Annotated in this window: 22 protein-coding genes; 18 read left to right on the top strand and 4 right to left on the bottom strand. The window is 59.2% G+C overall.

The window, feature by feature from the left end; genetic code table 11:
• Nucleotides 1-123: 123 nt before the first annotated feature.
• A complete protein-coding gene (locus WDB91_RS02565) occupies nucleotides 124-612 on the bottom strand; it encodes a hypothetical protein (RefSeq protein ID WP_339113603.1) in 489 nt (162 codons plus the stop codon).
• Nucleotides 613-795: 183 nt separating this feature from the next.
• Nucleotides 796-1,593: a response regulator gene (locus tag WDB91_RS02560; RefSeq protein WP_339113602.1), complete on the bottom strand. Its 798-nt coding sequence runs from the start codon at nucleotides 1,591-1,593 to the stop codon at nucleotides 796-798.
• Between the two features lie 93 nt (nucleotides 1,594-1,686).
• On the opposite strand from WDB91_RS02560, the gene WDB91_RS02555 reads away from it, so the two are divergent.
• The 3 genes from WDB91_RS02555 to WDB91_RS02545 are packed head-to-tail and all read left to right on the top strand — an operon-like array spanning nucleotide 1,687 to nucleotide 4,213.
• Nucleotides 1,687-1,845, top strand: coding sequence for a NepR family anti-sigma factor (locus WDB91_RS02555; RefSeq protein WP_339113601.1), 159 nt, complete (start codon nucleotides 1,687-1,689; stop codon nucleotides 1,843-1,845).
• The gene (locus WDB91_RS02550; protein ID WP_339113600.1) at nucleotides 1,842-2,426 is read left to right on the top strand and encodes an RNA polymerase sigma factor; all 585 of its coding nucleotides are present in this window, start codon (nucleotides 1,842-1,844) and stop codon (nucleotides 2,424-2,426) included. The genes WDB91_RS02555 and WDB91_RS02550 overlap by 4 nt, the downstream gene beginning before the upstream one ends.
• Nucleotides 2,423-4,213, top strand: a complete 1,791-nt coding sequence (locus WDB91_RS02545) for a histidine kinase dimerization/phosphoacceptor domain -containing protein (RefSeq protein ID WP_339113599.1) — start codon at nucleotides 2,423-2,425, stop codon at nucleotides 4,211-4,213. Before WDB91_RS02550 ends, WDB91_RS02545 begins: the two co-directional genes overlap by 4 nt.
• A 16-nt stretch (nucleotides 4,214-4,229) precedes the next feature.
• Here WDB91_RS02545 and WDB91_RS02540 read toward each other — a convergent pair whose 3' ends face one another.
• Nucleotides 4,230-5,549, bottom strand: coding sequence for a FliI/YscN family ATPase (locus WDB91_RS02540; protein WP_339113598.1), 1,320 nt, complete (start codon nucleotides 5,547-5,549; stop codon nucleotides 4,230-4,232).
• 80 nt (nucleotides 5,550-5,629) lie between these two features.
• Here WDB91_RS02540 and WDB91_RS02535 point away from each other — a divergent pair, with 80 nt between their 5' ends.
• The 15 genes from WDB91_RS02535 to WDB91_RS02465 all read left to right on the top strand — a co-directional run bounded on the left by WDB91_RS02535 (nucleotide 5,630) and on the right by WDB91_RS02465 (nucleotide 14,205).
• A complete protein-coding gene (locus WDB91_RS02535; RefSeq protein ID WP_339113597.1) occupies nucleotides 5,630-6,016 on the top strand; it encodes a FlgB family protein in 387 nt (128 codons plus the stop codon).
• A 2-nt stretch (nucleotides 6,017-6,018) separates the two neighbouring features.
• Nucleotides 6,019-6,411 carry a flagellar basal body rod protein FlgC gene (gene flgC, locus WDB91_RS02530; protein WP_339113596.1) on the top strand — a complete coding sequence of 131 codons (393 nt, stop codon included), beginning with the start codon at nucleotides 6,019-6,021 and terminating at the stop codon, nucleotides 6,409-6,411.
• Nucleotides 6,412-6,430: 19 nt separating this feature from the next.
• A complete protein-coding gene (fliE, locus tag WDB91_RS02525) occupies nucleotides 6,431-6,739 on the top strand; it encodes a flagellar hook-basal body complex protein FliE (RefSeq protein ID WP_339113595.1) in 309 nt (102 codons plus the stop codon).
• Nucleotides 6,740-6,741: 2 nt separating this feature from the next.
• Nucleotides 6,742-7,008 carry a flagellar biosynthetic protein FliQ gene (locus WDB91_RS02520; protein ID WP_339113594.1) on the top strand — a complete coding sequence of 89 codons (267 nt, stop codon included), beginning with the start codon at nucleotides 6,742-6,744 and terminating at the stop codon, nucleotides 7,006-7,008.
• A 3-nt stretch (nucleotides 7,009-7,011) separates the two neighbouring features.
• Nucleotides 7,012-7,725, top strand: a complete 714-nt coding sequence (locus WDB91_RS02515) for a flagellar hook-basal body complex protein (protein ID WP_339113593.1) — start codon at nucleotides 7,012-7,014, stop codon at nucleotides 7,723-7,725.
• Between the two features lie 11 nt (nucleotides 7,726-7,736).
• A complete protein-coding gene (gene flgG / locus WDB91_RS02510; RefSeq protein ID WP_339113592.1) occupies nucleotides 7,737-8,522 on the top strand; it encodes a flagellar basal-body rod protein FlgG in 786 nt (261 codons plus the stop codon).
• Entirely contained in the window at nucleotides 8,522-8,953 is a 432-nt protein-coding gene (flgA, locus tag WDB91_RS02505; RefSeq protein ID WP_339113591.1) for a flagellar basal body P-ring formation chaperone FlgA, read from the top strand. Before flgG ends, flgA begins: the two co-directional genes overlap by 1 nt.
• A gap of 5 nt (nucleotides 8,954-8,958) precedes the next feature.
• Nucleotides 8,959-9,684, top strand: coding sequence for a flagellar basal body L-ring protein FlgH (gene flgH / locus WDB91_RS02500; RefSeq protein WP_339113590.1), 726 nt, complete (start codon nucleotides 8,959-8,961; stop codon nucleotides 9,682-9,684).
• Nucleotides 9,685-9,694: 10 nt separating this feature from the next.
• Nucleotides 9,695-10,204, top strand: coding sequence for a flagellar basal body-associated FliL family protein (locus tag WDB91_RS02495; RefSeq protein ID WP_339113589.1), 510 nt, complete (start codon nucleotides 9,695-9,697; stop codon nucleotides 10,202-10,204).
• A 148-nt stretch (nucleotides 10,205-10,352) separates the two neighbouring features.
• Entirely contained in the window at nucleotides 10,353-10,967 is a 615-nt protein-coding gene (locus WDB91_RS02490) for a ribonuclease D (protein WP_339113588.1), read from the top strand.
• A 12-nt stretch (nucleotides 10,968-10,979) separates the two neighbouring features.
• Nucleotides 10,980-11,582 (top strand): hypothetical protein, encoded by a 603-nt coding sequence (locus tag WDB91_RS02485; protein WP_339113587.1) that lies wholly within the window; start codon nucleotides 10,980-10,982, stop codon nucleotides 11,580-11,582.
• Between the two features lie 10 nt (nucleotides 11,583-11,592).
• Nucleotides 11,593-12,078 carry a lipopolysaccharide transport periplasmic protein LptA gene (gene lptA, locus WDB91_RS02480; protein WP_339113586.1) on the top strand — a complete coding sequence of 162 codons (486 nt, stop codon included), beginning with the start codon at nucleotides 11,593-11,595 and terminating at the stop codon, nucleotides 12,076-12,078.
• Complete coding sequence (gene lptB / locus WDB91_RS02475) at nucleotides 12,075-12,827, top strand: LPS export ABC transporter ATP-binding protein (RefSeq protein ID WP_339113585.1); 753 nt, start codon at nucleotides 12,075-12,077, stop codon at nucleotides 12,825-12,827. The genes lptA and lptB overlap by 4 nt, the downstream gene beginning before the upstream one ends.
• Before the next feature lie 302 nt (nucleotides 12,828-13,129).
• A complete protein-coding gene (raiA, locus tag WDB91_RS02470) occupies nucleotides 13,130-13,708 on the top strand; it encodes a ribosome-associated translation inhibitor RaiA (RefSeq protein WP_339113584.1) in 579 nt (192 codons plus the stop codon).
• A gap of 35 nt (nucleotides 13,709-13,743) precedes the next feature.
• Nucleotides 13,744-14,205 (top strand): PTS sugar transporter subunit IIA, encoded by a 462-nt coding sequence (locus WDB91_RS02465; RefSeq protein ID WP_339113583.1) that lies wholly within the window; start codon nucleotides 13,744-13,746, stop codon nucleotides 14,203-14,205.
• Here WDB91_RS02465 and WDB91_RS02460 read toward each other — a convergent pair.
• Nucleotides 14,202-15,599, bottom strand: coding sequence for a nodulation protein NodH (locus tag WDB91_RS02460; protein ID WP_339113582.1), 1,398 nt, complete (start codon nucleotides 15,597-15,599; stop codon nucleotides 14,202-14,204). The two genes, WDB91_RS02465 and WDB91_RS02460, sit on opposite strands and share 4 nt — an antisense overlap.
• Between the last annotated feature and the right edge of the window lie 3 nt (nucleotides 15,600-15,602).

Below are 15,602 nucleotides of genomic sequence, written 5' to 3'. Positions count from 1 at the left end.
TTTTTTATGCCTTGAGGAGGCTGCCGCAAGGGCGCCCTAATTATGTGGCGCTTTGATTGTGCCATGCGGATAGCATAAAGCCCCGGCCTGAAGACCGGGGCTCTGGCGGCAGTGCCGTGAGTGTTATTTCAGGCGCTCGACAACCGCGTCCGAGAAGAGATCGACAAGGGCATTGTAATAGACCGGATCATCGACCGTAAGTGCCGTGGCATCGGTGCCCTCGGGCAGGGAGACAGCGATATTGGGGAAGCCGACATCCAGGTCATAGTGATCGAATTTGGCGTTGTCGGTGGCGGAATAGACGTTGATTTGCGCGCCCATCTTGGTGTCGCCGATATCCGCCAGATGATCCCAGGTGCTGGCAACTTCTGCGCTCGTGATGTCGACCTTGATGCTGGAGCCGAGCTTTTCTGCGTCATAGGCGGGACCCAGATCCGCGATGATCTGCGTCTCGACATCGGCAGCCATCTTTTCATAGAAAGCCGTTGCGGCCGGATCCGTCACGCCCTCGATATCGGTCGTCACGTTGACGCTGTTGACGGGGCCGGATGCGGCGAAAGCAGCGCCTGCGGAAAGCGCGAGCGCACTGGTCAGAGCAAGGATGCGTTTCATTCGTTTTCTCCATTTACGCGGCCCTCATCGGGGTCGCTCATATGGCAGATCAACGCGGATTGTCCGAAGCGGTTCCCCTAAGGAAGACGGCGGTGCGAAAGAACGGGCGGCTTTATGCCGATGAAATAAAATGAAAAAGCCCCGGACGCGATGCCGGGGCTTTGGAGTTGATTGATAGATGGCTCAGGCCAGAAGAGTTTCGGTCGAGCTGAAGAACATGGCCTGACTCACCGCCGATTGAACCTGTGTCTCGGTATAGGGCTTGGTGATCAGGAAGGCCGGTTCGGGGCGTTCACCCGTCAGCAGACGTTCCGGGAAGGCGGTGATGAACACGACCGGCAGATTGTCGAACTGGCCGAGGATGTCGTTGACAGCATCGATCCCCGAGGAGTTGTCGGCCAGCTGGATGTCCGCCAGAATAAGATCGGGCTTCTCGCGCGCGGCAAGTTCCACGGCCTCGGTACGGGTACGGGCAATGCCGGTTACCTGATGGCCGAGTTCTTCGACGATCGCGCGGATGTCCATCGCGATGATAGCTTCATCCTCGATGATCATGACCTTGCCAGCGACCGAGTTCTCCATCTCGCGCAGAGCGATTTCGACCAGTTCTTCGGCCTCGGCAGTCTCGATCTGCATGATCGACCCGACTTCCTCGAAACGGAACCCCTCGATCGTATGCAAGAGAAGCGCCTCGCGGGTATTGGGCGTCAGGCTCGCCATGTGGTCCTGCGCGCGCATCTCCAGGCTGCCTGTGGCTTCGTCCAGCGGCGCGCCTGCGGAGGCCCAGACCAGATGGAAGGCATGGAACAAAGCGACCTTCGGATCCGTTTCCTGTTTGAAGATACCATCCTCGGCCAGAATGGCCTCAAGGGTCGCCGCCGCGTAGCGATCACCCGTGTCTTGGCTCCCCGTCAGCGCACGCGCGTAACGGCGCAGGTAAGGCAGGTTCGCAGCGATTGCGCCGGCGATATCGGTGGGCATGTAAAAACTCCCAAATTTTCGTTTTCCAAGGAACCAACGTCATTGTGCCGCGTTTGGTTCCATGTAAAAACAGCTGTGATCGGAACCATAGGTATGACCAACGAAATGGCTGACGACAAGTCGCGAGCCAGCATAAAGGAGCAGATCAATCAGAACCTGAAGAAAGCTTTCGACCAGGCGCTGAATGAGGATGTTCCCGATCGCTTTAAAGATCTGCTGGCACAATTACGTGCAAAGGAGGGCGACAAATGACTTCGCCCTCCTCTGACACCAAAACGATCCTTGATCCGCGCGACGAGTTGCCAGAGCACCTGCCAGCCCTGCGGGCCTTTGCGATGTCGCTGACGCGCAACTCGGCGACTGCGGATGACCTCGTGCAGGATACGATTGTGAAAGCATGGTCGAATATCGAGAAATTTCAGGTGGGCACCAACATGCGCGCTTGGCTTTTTACGATCCTGCGCAACACGTTCTATTCTGACCGCCGCAAGCGCAAACGCGAAGTGGCCGATCCGGACGGTGTGCATGCCGCAGCCTTGTGCGAACGGCCCGCCCATGACGGGCGGCTGGCAATGAACGATTTCATGGTGGCCTTCGATCAGCTGACGCCGGAACATCGCGAAGTGCTTATTCTCGTGGGGGCATCGGGATTCTCCTATGAGGAAGCGGCCGAGACCATGGGGGTTGCCGTCGGCACCGTCAAAAGCCGTGCCAACCGCGCTCGCGCGCGACTGGCCGAAATGTTGAAGCTGGAAGAGGGCGAAGACATCCTCTCCGGTATGGATGCCACATCGCTGGCGGTAATTGGTAAATCTGGGACTGCCGCTGCATGACACGAAAAGAAGGATCGACGGGGTCGTTCATCGACCGCCTCGGTGTGCGCCTTGCGATCTTTCTCGCAGTGGCTCTGTTCCCGCTACTGCTGATCTCGGCCATCCAGTCCAACTCGCTGCTTCAGGAAGCGCGGGCGCGGTCCGAGGCCGCGTTGATGGGGGAAACATTGCAGGCTGTGACAGGCGAGACCCGCCTGTTGCAGCAGGCGCAGGCCGAGGCACGGTTCCTCGCCTATACCTTGCCACCATTCCTCAACGATATGGATGCGTGCAGCGCGCAGATGCGCAAGGCGGTGGAGGCCGATCCCGCGCTGTCGCTTGCGGCGTTTGTCGACAAGAACGGGCAGATGGAATGTTCATCGCGCAATGTGACCTATGATTTTTCCAAAGATGAGCATGTCCAGGGCATCCTGCCGTTGGAAACGCCCAGCTTTGTGCTCAATCCGCACGGGCCTGTCTCCGGTACTGCAGTGATCGGCGCGACCCATCCGGTCTATAGCGTGGATGGCGAGAAGCTCGGTTTCGTCTCGCTGAGCTTGCCGCATTCCTCGGTGCTCCATAAGGAAAGCGAGCCCGATACTCTCGGGTATGACGTTGATAACGCGCTGGTTATCATGACGTTCGATGCCAATGGTTCGGTGCTCACATCGTCGGGTGACCTGAAAAAAGCGCAGACTTATCTGCCCGCGCACCGTGCGCTGAAAGCGCTGGCCGGCCCTAATGCTCTGACCTTCACAGCCCGTTCCAATTCGGGGCAGGAGCGGGTCTATTCCGTGCTCGAGCTTCTGCCGGGGCAGCTATACGCTATGGGAAGCTGGCCCGCAAAATCGTCGATCTCGATGAACCCCGTGGCGGATGTTTCCCCCATCCTTGTGCCGACCCTGATGTGGCTGGCCAGCCTGCTTGTGGCCTATTTTGCTATGCAAAAGCTGGTGATCGGCCATGTGAAGCGGCTGTCACGGGCCTTGCGTGGTTTTGCTTCCGGATCGCGTCGCGTTGGCAACCTGAACTATGCGGGGGCGCCGAAGGAAATTCAGGATCTGGCACTCTCCTACGAGAAGATGACCGAGACGATCCTGCATGATGAGGCCGAGCTGGAGGATATGATCCACCATCAGGAAGTGCTTCTGCGTGAGGTCCATCACCGCGTGAAGAACAATCTTCAGCTGATCGCCTCGATCATTTCGATGCAGATCCGCAAGGCGCGCTCGCCCGAGACCAAAGAGCTTATGAAGGGCCTTCAGGAGCGGGTCATCAGCTTGGCGACGATTCACCGCGGGCTTTACCAGACCTCGGGTCTGACCGACATCACGGCCAACGAGCTGCTGCCCGATATCGTGAGGCAGATCTCCGCGCTGGCTACGGGGCCGGAACGGCGCATCGATGTAAACTGTCACGTTGACGAGATCCGCCTGACGCCGGATCAGGCCGTGCCGCTTTCGTTGCTGCTGACAGAAGCGATGACCAATGCGATGAAATACGCTGGCACGAAAGACGGGTCGCGTCCCGATTTGCAAATCTCGCTTTGCAAGATAGGGGGCGGATATGTGCGGCTGGCGCTTGAGAACTCGATGGATCCCGATGCCGAACTCGCCTCACCGGATAAAAGCTCCGGTTTGGGGTCGCAGCTGTCGCAGGCCTTCGTGCAACAACTCAACGGCGAGCTGAAATCGGGAGCCGAGGCGGATCGTTATCGCCTGACGGCCGAGTTCAAGCTGGCCGAGTTGCAGGAAGCCGAGCTCCGTCATGCGCGCGATGACGAAGACGATGAAGAGGATGACGAATAAGGGGCCAGTAGGCCCCTTATTTCTTGGCGAGCGCGGTTTTCAGGCGCTCGAAGCTTGCCTTGGTGTTCTTAATTTCCGATTCGGCAATGAAAGCATCGAGCGCGGGCCAGACCTTGATCGCCTTATCGACCACCGGGTCCGATCCAGCGGCATAGAGCCCTGCCTGAATCATCATCTCGGCCTTGTCATAGGCCCCCATCAGGCGGCGGGCCTCCTTGATGAGTTCGTTTTCCTGCGGCGTTGCGGCATCGGGCAGGGACCGCGAGACCGAGCGCAGCAGATCGATCGCCGGAAACCGCCCGCGTTCGGCGATCTTGCGGTCCATCACAACGTGGCCGTCCAGCGTTCCGCGCAGGATATCGGCCACCGGCTCTTCCATATCCGAGCCAGGCACGAGGACCGAGAAAACCGCCGTGATATCGCCCGCCCCCTCGGGACCGGGCCCCGAGCGTTCGGCAAGCCCCATGATCTGCTGTGAGGTGGAAGGCGGGAAGCCACGCAGGGTGGCCGCCTCGCCACCCGCCAGTGCGACTTCACGATGGGCCTCGGCAAAGCGGGTAATACTATCGGCCAGAAACAGCACATGCTGCCCTTTGTCACGGAAATGCTCGGCCACGGTCATCGCGGCCATCGCGCAGCGACGGCGGACCAGAGGCGACTGGTCCGAGGTTGCGGCGACGATGATCGAGCGCGCCATCCCTTCCGGCCCGAGAACCTTTTCCACGAATTCGCGCAATTCACGGCCGCGTTCACCGATCAGGGCGATCACGGCGACATCCGCTTCCACACCTTTTGCAAAATTGGCCAGAAGCGAGGATTTGCCCACGCCGGAACCGGCGAAGAGGCCTATCCGCTGCCCCTTGACCAGAGGAAGGAGCGTGTTGAAGACGGCCAGTCCAGTTTCAAGGCGGCTACCCAGCCGGCGGCGTTGGGCCGCGGCAGGGGGGCGGGCGCGGATATTACGCTCAATCGCGCCGCGCATCAGCGGCTGACCATCCAGCGGATTTCCGAACGGGTCGATGATTCGACCGATCCACGAACTGTCGGGAGAAATTCCGGTCTGTCCGAGAAGATCGACGCGATCATCTATCGCAAGCCCGTCTGCCGCCCCATCGGCCAGGAGTTTGACGTGATCGGGTTCGAGAGCGAGAACTTCGGCGCCGATCTTCAACCCTGACTGGCAGATGATTTCAGCGCGATCTCCAAGGGTTGCAACGCGCGATAGGCCTGTTGCCTCGATCACACCCTGCCCGACGCGACTGATCCTGCCCACCGTATGGACTGCGCCAAAGTCCGAAATTGACGAGCGCAGCAAGTCCAAATCTGCATAAGCCATTCTGGCCTCCAATCGTTTTCTAAATGTTTTTTAATGAATCACTCTTAAGCCTTGGTTGAAATCTGAGAGGAGAAACCTCCGTGTTCGAAAAAATCGATGTGATGAATATGGCTGAGTCGATGGCACGCCATGCCGCTCAGCGCCAATCCGCAGTTTCGCGGAACATGGCGAATGCCGACACGCCCGACTACAAGGCGCAGGACGTGACGCCCTTCGCCGAGACCTATCAGGAAGAGGTCGCGATGCCGATGAAGGCAACGCGCTCCGGCCATATCGGTGCGGATAATCTGGTGACATCGCAGACGGTGACCCGCAGCGATTCCGGCACGGCGTCTCCTAATGGCAATACGGTCTCGCTGGAAGACGAGATGGTTAAGGCGGTCGAAACAAAGCGTCAGCACGATCTTGCGTTAACCATATACAAATCAACTTTGAACATTCTGAGAACAAGCGTTGCACGGAGCTGATCATGACTGATTTTGGCGATTCTTTTTCTCTTTCCGCATCGGGCATGAAGGCTCAGGCGCAGCGCCTGCGTTATGTCTCGGAAAATATCGCGAATGCGGATACGCCCGGCTATCACCGCAAACTCACCGAGTTCAAACAGGTGATGGAAGATGGCGGGGCGACAGGTAAAGTCGAACTCGGGAAGGTCGATCTGGATCGCAGCGACCTCAAGCAGATCTATGATCCGGGCAATCCGCTTGCCGACGCGAATGGCTACTATGACGGGTCGAATGTCGATCTGGTCGTCGAGATCGCTGACGCGCGAGAGGCGCAGCGCAGTTACGAAGCAAATATCAAAATGTTCGACCAGACGAGGCAGATGTCCTCGGCTCTGCTCGATATTCTACGCCGCTAACCCCTAGGAGAAGTCTAGAATGGACGTAAAATCATCCCTCGCCTTGCAGGGCTATGCCCAAGGTCGCTCGGCCGCGCAACTCGGGGCGGAGAAAGATCAGTCAGGCGCATCTTCTGCGAGCGAGAATCCGTTTGCCGCATTGGCGACCGACTTTGTCGATACGGTCAAGAATGGCGAGGAAACCGCCAAGGCCGCGATGACCGGTGATGCTGATCCCCACCAGCTGGTTCAGGCGCTGTCGCAGACCGAGCTGGCCGTGGAGGCGGCGGTGACCCTGCGGAATAAAGTCGTTGAGGCTTATCAGGAAATCCTGAGGATGCCGGTGTAATTATGAATGACGTCATCTTCTTCGATACATTGCGCGAGGCATTATGGGTCGCTGTGATGATTGCCGCCCCCATGCTGGCCGTCGCCCTGATTGCCGGTGTCGCGATCGGTCTCTTTCAGGCGCTGACCTCGGTGCAGGAGATGACACTGACCTTCGTTCCCAAGGTCGGGGCGATGCTCATCGTATTCTGGGTGTCGATGTCCTTCATGTCGGAACGGTTGGTCGATTTCTTCACGGCAGACATCATTCCTTTGATTGCGGGGAGCTGACCCATGGATAATGCGATTTATGCGGCGCTGACCCGTCAGTCGGGTCTGATGAACGAGATGAACGTGGTGGCGAATAATATCGCCAACGTCTCCACAACAGGCTTCCGCAAGGAAGGTGTCATCTTCGCGGAATATGTGGCGGATCTCGACGGGGCGGAACCGTCGCTTTCGATGGCCTATGGCAACGGGCGCGAGATATCGACCCTGCAGGGGGGGGTGACCGCAACGGGCAATAATTTCGACTTCGCGATCCAGGGGGATGGCTATTTCATGGTCGAGACGCCGCAGGGCAACGCCTTGACCCGTGCGGGGAATTTCGTGCCTTCGGCCGAAGGGATCTTGCAGAACCAGGATGGTTATCCGGTGCTTGATTCGGGCGGTGGCCCGATCTTTGTGCCCTCGGAGGGCGAGCTGTCGATGGCACAGGATGGCACGATGTCGGTCAATGGTGAACCTATTGCCCAGCTCGGCATTTACGACCCCGCCGATCCGGCTGCGATGACCCATTCGGGCGGAACGCTGTTCTATCCGGAAGGGGGAGCACAAGCGCAGGAGTTTCCGCAGGTCCTTCAAGGATTTGTTGAGGAATCGAATGTAGACCCGATCACAGAGGTCGCGCGCATGGTCGAAGTGCAGCGTGCCTATGAGATGGGACAGAAATTCCTAGATCGCGAAGATGAACGCATCCGTAGCGTGATATCGACGCTGACGAAGTAAGGAGAAGCCTTATGCGTGCTCTACAGATTGCCGCCACCGGGATGAGCGCTCAACAGATGCGTGTTGAGGTCATTTCGAACAACCTCGCGAATATGTCGACGACCGGCTACAACGCCCGTCGTGCCGAATTTGCCGATCTGACCTACCAGCAATTGACCCGTCCCGGCACGATCAGTGCCAGTGATGGCTCCGTGGTGCCCTCGGGGGTGCAGCTGGGTCTCGGTGTGCGGCCGACGGCTGTGACGCAGATCCTCGAGCAGGGGTCTCTTGTGAGCACCGGCGGCGATCTGGATGTCGCAATCGACGGTATCGGGTATCTCGAGGTCGAGATGCCCTCGGGCGTGTCGGCCTATACGCGTGATGGCGGGCTAAAACGCTCCGCAGATGGCGAGATTGTCACTTCGGACGGCTATGTCGTAGTTCCGGGGATCACGATCCCCGATGATGCGACCTCGGTTGCCATCAATACTTCCGGCGAGGTCTATGCCTATTTCAGCGATCAGGTTCAGCCGCAGATGATGGGGCAGCTGACCCTTGCCAACTTCACCAACAAAAAGGGCCTCGAGGCGATCGGGTCGAACCTCTTCCTCGAGACGGGCGCCTCCGGTCCGCCGGTTGTAGGTGAGCCGGGTCAGGATGGTCTGGGGACTTTGCGTCAGGGCTATCTGGAAGAGAGCTCCGTCGATCCCGTGCGTGAGATCACCGAGCTGATCAAGGCGCAACGAGGTTACGAGTTGAATTCCAAGGTTATTTCGGCAGCCGACCAGATCCTGAGTGCGACGGTACAGGTGCGCTGATGCGTAGCCTTCTTCCGTTTCTCGCGGTCCTGGCGGCGGTCACCGCAACCGGCCTTCAGGCAGAGGTGGTGGTGGCGACGCGCACGTTACGGGCGCAGACGGTGCTTGCCCCCGAAGATCTCGGGATTGCCGATATGGATGTGCCGGGCGCCATCGTTGATCCTATCGATGCCGTCGGGCTCGAGACCCGTGTCGCGATCTATGCCGGTCGTCCGATCCGTCCAGAACATTTGAGCGCGCCAGCGATTATCGAGCGGAATCAGACCGTATCGCTCGCTTATAACCGCGGCTCTCTGACGATTATTACAGAAGGGCGTGCGCTCGAGCGCGCGGCTATCGGAGACAGTATCCGCGTGATGAATGTCTCTTCCCGCACCACCGTTTCGGCCACGATTTCGGCGGATGGAACCGCCTATGTGAACAAGGACTGATTGTTATGCGCCGCCTGACCCTTCTTTTGATGACCCTTTCGATCCTTGGCTGCCAGCGTCTTGGCGAAGTCGGTCGGACGCCGGATCTGACGCCGGTCGAGAATACGAATGAATATTTTGCCATGAACACGATCCCGATGCCGGAATTGCCCGAAGACCGTTCGCCGGTATCGCAAGCGTCGCTCTGGTCGGGAACGCCGAAATCGCTTCTGGGCGACCGTCGCGCTGCGCGCAAAGGCGATATCATGACGGTGGTTATCGAGATCGACGATAGCGCCAATTTCTCGAATTCGAGCGATCGTAGCCGGTCCGAATCGCAGTCGATGGGCATTCCGTCGCTCTTCGGTATCCCGGAGCAAATCAACAAGGCGCTGCCGGATGGCGCGAGTATGGATAGCGCGGTTTCCACCAATTCCAGCTCGTCTTTCAATGGTGATGGCAATGTCTCGCGCAACGAGCAATTAACCCTGCGGATTGCCGCAACCATCATCGACGTGCTCCCAAATGGCGTTCTGCGGGTGCAGGGCAGTCAGGAGGTCCGGGTAAATTACGAGGTGCGCGAGCTGATCGTGACCGGATATGTCCGCCCCGAGGATATCAGCCGCCAGAACGAGATTACCTATGACAAGATCGCAGGTGCCCGGATCTCCTATGGTGGTCGTGGACAGATCTCGGATGTGCAGCAGCCGCGGATCGGCTCGCAGATCGCCGATATCATCATGCCGTTCTGAGGGGAGTTAGATGGGTAAGTTACTTCCGGTCATCTTCGTGATCCTCGGGCTTGCGATTGGCGGAGGTGCAGGCTTCTTCCTGCGCCCCGCTCCGCCCCCGCCTGAGGAAACGGCAAGCGCCGAAGGCGATGGCGCAGCCGAGGGAGAGCACGCCGCCGAGGATGGGGAGGCCGCAGAAGGCGAGGAGGGGGTGCCGACCTCCGAATTCGTCAAGCTCAACAACCAGTTCGTTGTGCCCCTGCTGGATGCGACCCGAGTTCGCGCGATGGTGATCCTGTCGCTGTCGGTCGAGATGCCGGTCGGTGGCACGGAGCGCGTCTATGCGGTCGAGCCAAGACTGCGCGATTCCTTCCTGCAGGTTCTGTTCGATCATGCGAATAATGGCGGTTTCGAAGGGGTCTATACTTCGACCGACAGGATGACAGAACTGCGTCGGGCTCTGTTGGAAACCGCGCGCACTGTGATGGGCAAAGACGTCAAAAGCATCCTCGTGTCGGATATTCTCCGCCAAGATAGCTGAGGAACGGCGCAGGTCCTTATGATTGACATGCGCGGAAATTTGCGAGTCTTGCGCGTCCAGCTAGTAAACCACACAAGCATTGTGCGCGGCTTACATTGGCAAGCTCCTCCGAAAACGCCTATATGGGGCGAAAGACAGGAGTTTGCCCGTGACGATCCATTTGCATGAGGGAGATCTGCCGGAAGGGTTGGATCTTGGCGCGGTAGTGGCCATTGATACCGAAACGATGGGGCTTGATCCGCGCAGGGACCGCCTGTGCCTCGTGCAGCTCAGTAGCGGCGACGGTAACGCCCATTTGGTCCAGATCGCCAAGGGGCAGACGGAGGCCCCGCGCCTGTGTGCCCTGCTGGCCGATCCCGAGATCGAGAAACTTTTCCACTTCGCGCGGTTCGACATCGCAGCGCTTTATAACGCCTTCGGTGTTGTGACTGCGCCGGTGTTCTGTACAAAGGTCGCCTCGAAGATGGTGCGCACCTTCACCGACCGCCATGGCCTGAAACTGCTTTTGCAAGAGGTGGCGGGGGTCGATATTTCCAAACAGCAGCAGAGCTCCGATTGGGGCGCTCCGGTTCTGACCGAGGCGCAGAAAGAATATGCGGCCTCCGATGTTCTGCATCTGCACAAGCTGAAGGCGGGGCTTCTGCCGCGTCTCGTGCGCGAGGACCGTCTGCAGCTCGCCCAGGCCTGTTTCGACTTCCTGCCCGCCCGTGCCCAACTGGATCTTCTGGGATGGGACGAGCCGAGCGATATCTTCCATCACTAATCCCAGTCCCCCATGATCCGTGACAACCGCCATTCCATGCTGGTCACCTGGGCCAAGACGCTGCTTCCTCTTGCGGCGCTTGTTCTGCTGTCGTCGGTCTTCCTGATCGGGCATCGGGTGGAGCCGGGCACGGTCATTCCCTATTCCGATGTCGATATCGAGGAACTGGCGCGTGAGCCGCAAGTGGTGGCGCCGGAATATGCCGGTGTCACAAAAGAAGGCGCTGCCCTTTCGGTGCGCGGTTCGCGGGCGATTCTCCAGCCCGGAAATGGCGACGGGAGTTCGGTGCAGCAGCTTGTGGCCAAGCTCCAGACACGGTCCGGGCTCGTGGTCGATCTCAATGCGACGGCGGGTCAGATCCGCCCCGATGAAGATCTGATAGAGTTGAGCGAGGGTGTGGCGATGCAGACATCGACCGATTACCGGATGCGCTCCGACCTGATCGAGATCAGCACGGACCAGACCCGCGTCCTTTCGCCCGGTGCGGTGCATGGCGAGGCGCCGATGGGGGTGCTCGATGCGGGTGCGATGGAGCTTTCCCAGCCCGAGCCTGGTGGGTCCAATAATCTGCTCTTCACCAAGGGCGTGAAGCTGGTATACCAGCCCCAAGAATGAAGGTGGTGTGATGCGGCAAATCTTGACGGCAATCATTGTGGCGGCTTCGATGGCGATCCCGTCGCTTGGCGCGGCGCAACAGGTGGATTTTGGCGGGCTGTCGACGAATACGAAGGCTCCAGTGGAGATCACCTCCGACAGTCTGCAGGTCGACCAGTCGACCGGTGAGGCTGTCTTCCGTGGGAATGTTCTCGTTGTGCAGGACGATATGCGCCTGAAAGCGGCGGAACTGCATGTGGAATACGGTCAGACGCAGAGCGAGATCAACCGGCTGATCGCTTCAGGCGGTGTTACGCTGGTGTCGGCGAGTGATGCGGCCAAGTCGCAGGATGCGGTCTATGACGTGCGCAATGGCAATCTGGTCATGACGGGTGATGTGCTGCTGACCCAAGGCGATAACGCGCTCTCCGGTAACAAGCTGACGGTCGATCTGACGACCGGGACAGGGCAGATGGACGGGCGCGTGCGCACGATTCTGGCGCCCGGGGGGCAATGATGGACGCAGCACTCGAACCGGCCAGCCATGGGCTGAGCGTAACCAATCTGCGCAAGGGCTACCGCAAGAAGGTGGTTCTGCGTGATGTGTCGCTGCGGCTGAACCGTGGCGAGGTGGTAGCGCTGCTAGGCCCAAACGGTTCGGGCAAGACCACCTGTTTTTACAATATCGCGGGGCTGATCACGCCGGATGCGGGGCAGGTGAGCATTGATGGTCGCAACGTGACCGGTCTGCCCATGTATCGCCGCGCGCGATTCGGAATCGGCTATCTTCCGCAGGAAGCGTCGATCTTCCGCGGGTTGACGGTCGAGCAAAATATTATGGCCGTTTTGGAAATAGCGGTGGAGGACCGTCACCGCCGCCGTGAACGGCTCGAGGAATTGCTAAGCGATTTCTCGATCGAACATCTGCGCAATTCGCCCGCTCTGGCGCTTTCGGGGGGCGAACGCCGCCGCTGCGAAATCGCGCGCTGCCTCGCAGCGGACCCGAAATATCTGCTGCTCGACGAGCCCTTCGCGGGCGTCGACCCGATCGCGGTGGGCGATATCCGCCATCTGGTGGCGCAGTTGAAAGAGCGTGGCATCGGGGTGCTGATCACCGATCATAACGTGCGTGAAACACTTGAAATCGTTGATCGCGCCTACATCCTGCACGATGGTCAGGTGCTCATGTCGGGCACGACGGAAGAGGTCGTCAATAACGAGGACGTCCGTCGCGTCTATCTCGGTCAGGATTTCCGCTTCCAGTAACTGGCGGATTTTACAGCGATGTGAGGCCGTAAGAACGTGCCGTCACATGGCTGTCATGTGCTGCAATGCGGCGACGATCACCCGTTGACTTCCCCTTGGGATCGTTCCCAAATGTAATCAAATGCGTGATCTGGTCATCATATTCCCGATGCTTTGCGCAGCCCTCACGGTGGCTGCCCGGTCCGCTTTTTTCCTTGCCCGATGTCGGGAACGAGCAGGAAAGGTGTGCCCCCTCACAGAATTTAACCGACTGTAAATATGGTGCCGAGCACCGTTGGTCAGTCATAAAGGAAGGAGACGCCATGCGTTACCAAATTAGCGGCAAACAGCTTGATATCGGTGAAGCTCTGCAGACCCATGTCAAAACCGAGCTGGGCAGCACGGTCGAGAAATATTCTCAACGACCGACCGATGCCACCGTCGTGTTTTCGAAAAACGCGCATGAGTATATCTGCGAAGCGACCGTGCACCTGTCCACGGGTCTGACTGCGCAGGCCAAAGGCGTAGCGACCGAGGTCTATGCTGCCTTCGACGCCCTTCAGGAAAAAATGGATAAACAGCTGCGCCGCCATAAGCGCCGGCTGAAAGACCATCAGGCGGCACGCACCACCGCAGTTGAATTCGAAGCGGCAGGGCTTTATGTGCTGGCACCGGAAGAGGAAGACGAATCGACCGGTGCGGAAGGGGGCGATGCGCCCATGATCGTGGCGGAGATGGAGACGCGGGTTCAGACCCTCTCTGTCGGTGATGCGGTGATGCAGATGGAGCTCGCCCATAAGCCGCTTTTGGTCTTCCGCAACGAAAAACATGGCGGGGTTAATGTTGTCTATCAGCGTGAAGATGGCAATATTGGCTGGATTGACCCCCGTCACAGCAAGTAAGCGCCTGATCTCCGAAAGGCGCGGAAAAAGGACCGATGGATCTATCCTCTCTGCTTCGCCCGTCAGCCGTTCGCGCGGTTGCCAATGTGGCTAGCAAAAAGCGTCTGTTTCAGGATCTGGCAGATATCGCGGCACAGGCTTACGGGCTTGATGCCGCGGTTATCGTGGATGCGCTGCAGGAGCGCGAAAGCCTAGGGCCGACCGGTGTGGGCCATGGTGTCGCGCTGCCGCATGCGCGTCTGCACGGGCTGGATCACGTTGTGGGCGTGTTCATGCGTCTGGAAAAACCGCTCGATTTCGATGCGGTGGACCGCCAGCCTGTGGATCTGGTCTTTGGCCTTCTGGCACCCAAAAGCTCGGGCGTGGACCACCTGAAAGCGTTGGCGCTCGTGTCGCGCACGATGCGCAATGAAGACACCTGCAAAAAACTGCGCTCCAACACCGATCCGGCTGCCCTGCATGGCGTATTGACCACCACGCATGGGCTTGCGGCCTAGTCCGTCCAGTCGGTGAAGCCGAACTGCATGTAATCACGGGAATAGGCGTCTTTCACCGCCTGTTCCAGCTCTGCCGAATAAAGGTCGGCCAAGGCGACACGCCCCTGATCGGACACCGGCAGGGGCGCTTTGCTGTCCAGCCCCACCGTTTTCAGGAGATAGGGCAGGTCCGTGGCCATCCGGTCCTCGCGCACCAGCAGGTCTGGCGTAGCAAAGCTGGCAAAGGCCTGCAGCATGGTCGACTGGCTCGCCCAGAGCTGGTGCACAGGCAGGCTGGTCTGACTGTTGAGGCTGGATTTCAACCAGAGCGCAAACTCCAGCAAGGCAGCGCGATGGGCCGTCAGATCGAGCGACTGTCCGTCCTTGGGCAAGGGCAGTTTGTAGGTCATGCGCAGCGCCTCGCGGGTCTGGGCGAAATTGTCCCAATCCAGGAGAGCGATAAAGGCCAGATGCACCCGCATCACCGGATGGCGCAACACGGTGAAGCTACGATGCTGCGGGGTCTGGCGTTTCCACTGTCGCAGGGTCTTTTGCGAGAAACCTTCGGTGATGTCGCCCAATGTCCCCATCCAGCCGCGCAGCTCCACATCGGAGGCAGGGCGTAGCGGCATATAAAGCAGGCCGGCCTTGCCGGAGCTGGTCCCGATGAAACCCGGCACATTCGGCCCGCGGCGGGGCTCGAAATTGGGGGTGCGTGAGAGGTTGAACCGGTCCAGACGGGCGAGTGAGGCCTCCATCTGCGCGAAATTCGTGACCTTCTCCTCCAACCCTTCGGGATTCTGCACGACCAGACTGTCGGGTAGGGCATCGGGGCCATCGGCCACGCCCAGCCATTTGGCCAATCCGTTGAGCACCTCGATATCCTGCGCATCCTCGTAATCGATATAGAAGGCGCTCTGGCCCGAGACCTGAAGCGCGTTCATTATCTTGATCTGGAAATTCTGCAGTGCCTCGAGATGGTCCTCGAATTCCACCGCATCAAACTCGGCTTGTGCCACGCGGCGGTGCTTGGCATCGCCAAGCTTCCACTGACCGGTCGAGCGCGCGATCTTCAGGCTGACATAGCTTTCGATCGGATTGCGGGTCAGCACGATCTTGGCGCATTTGGGGTCGTTGAGCATCGGCCCGAGCACGCGCGGATCATGTTCGTGGAAATAGCGGCAGCCGTTCAGACCCGGCGCCTTGCGGATCTTTTTCCACAGCTCCTTGGGGTCGGCATCGCGCGTGGCCTTGCTGACGCCCAACAGTTCGGCCTTGTTGGGATAGCCAATCAGGACAGGGTTGAAGGCCTCGCCATGGCAATGGGTATCGGGCAGCATATTGATGGCCGCTTCCAGCAGGTTGGAGCCGGTGCGCATCTCGGCCAGAATGACGAAGCTTTCGAAATTTGCCATAGG

It is taken from the genome of Thioclava sp. GXIMD2076 (genome assembly GCF_037949795.1).
GTDB lineage: Bacteria > Pseudomonadota > Alphaproteobacteria > Rhodobacterales > Rhodobacteraceae > Thioclava > Thioclava kandeliae.
Note: the sequence above shows the minus strand (reverse complement) of the source record. Positions and strands in the feature narration are given on the sequence as shown.

Coding starts and splice junctions, on each gene's coding strand:
- WDB91_RS02460 (WP_339113582.1), bottom strand. CDS start 15,599: ATGGCAAATTTCGAAAGCTTCGTCATTCTGGCCGAGATGCGCACCGGC.
- WDB91_RS02520 (WP_339113594.1), top strand. CDS start 6,742: ATGAATGACGTCATCTTCTTCGATACATTGCGCGAGGCATTATGGGTC.
- WDB91_RS02565 (WP_339113603.1), bottom strand. CDS start 612: ATGAAACGCATCCTTGCTCTGACCAGTGCGCTCGCGCTTTCCGCAGGC.
- fliE (WP_339113595.1), top strand. CDS start 6,431: ATGGACGTAAAATCATCCCTCGCCTTGCAGGGCTATGCCCAAGGTCGC.
- WDB91_RS02495 (WP_339113589.1), top strand. CDS start 9,695: ATGGGTAAGTTACTTCCGGTCATCTTCGTGATCCTCGGGCTTGCGATT.
- flgG (WP_339113592.1), top strand. CDS start 7,737: ATGCGTGCTCTACAGATTGCCGCCACCGGGATGAGCGCTCAACAGATG.
- WDB91_RS02545 (WP_339113599.1), top strand. CDS start 2,423: ATGACACGAAAAGAAGGATCGACGGGGTCGTTCATCGACCGCCTCGGT.
- flgC (WP_339113596.1), top strand. CDS start 6,019: ATGACTGATTTTGGCGATTCTTTTTCTCTTTCCGCATCGGGCATGAAG.
- raiA (WP_339113584.1), top strand. CDS start 13,130: ATGCGTTACCAAATTAGCGGCAAACAGCTTGATATCGGTGAAGCTCTG.
- WDB91_RS02550 (WP_339113600.1), top strand. CDS start 1,842: ATGACTTCGCCCTCCTCTGACACCAAAACGATCCTTGATCCGCGCGAC.
- lptA (WP_339113586.1), top strand. CDS start 11,593: ATGCGGCAAATCTTGACGGCAATCATTGTGGCGGCTTCGATGGCGATC.
- WDB91_RS02560 (WP_339113602.1), bottom strand. CDS start 1,593: ATGCCCACCGATATCGCCGGCGCAATCGCTGCGAACCTGCCTTACCTG.
- WDB91_RS02465 (WP_339113583.1), top strand. CDS start 13,744: ATGGATCTATCCTCTCTGCTTCGCCCGTCAGCCGTTCGCGCGGTTGCC.
- flgH (WP_339113590.1), top strand. CDS start 8,959: ATGCGCCGCCTGACCCTTCTTTTGATGACCCTTTCGATCCTTGGCTGC.
- WDB91_RS02555 (WP_339113601.1), top strand. CDS start 1,687: ATGACCAACGAAATGGCTGACGACAAGTCGCGAGCCAGCATAAAGGAG.
- WDB91_RS02515 (WP_339113593.1), top strand. CDS start 7,012: ATGGATAATGCGATTTATGCGGCGCTGACCCGTCAGTCGGGTCTGATG.
- WDB91_RS02540 (WP_339113598.1), bottom strand. CDS start 5,549: ATGGCTTATGCAGATTTGGACTTGCTGCGCTCGTCAATTTCGGACTTT.
- WDB91_RS02485 (WP_339113587.1), top strand. CDS start 10,980: ATGATCCGTGACAACCGCCATTCCATGCTGGTCACCTGGGCCAAGACG.
- flgA (WP_339113591.1), top strand. CDS start 8,522: ATGCGTAGCCTTCTTCCGTTTCTCGCGGTCCTGGCGGCGGTCACCGCA.
- lptB (WP_339113585.1), top strand. CDS start 12,075: ATGATGGACGCAGCACTCGAACCGGCCAGCCATGGGCTGAGCGTAACC.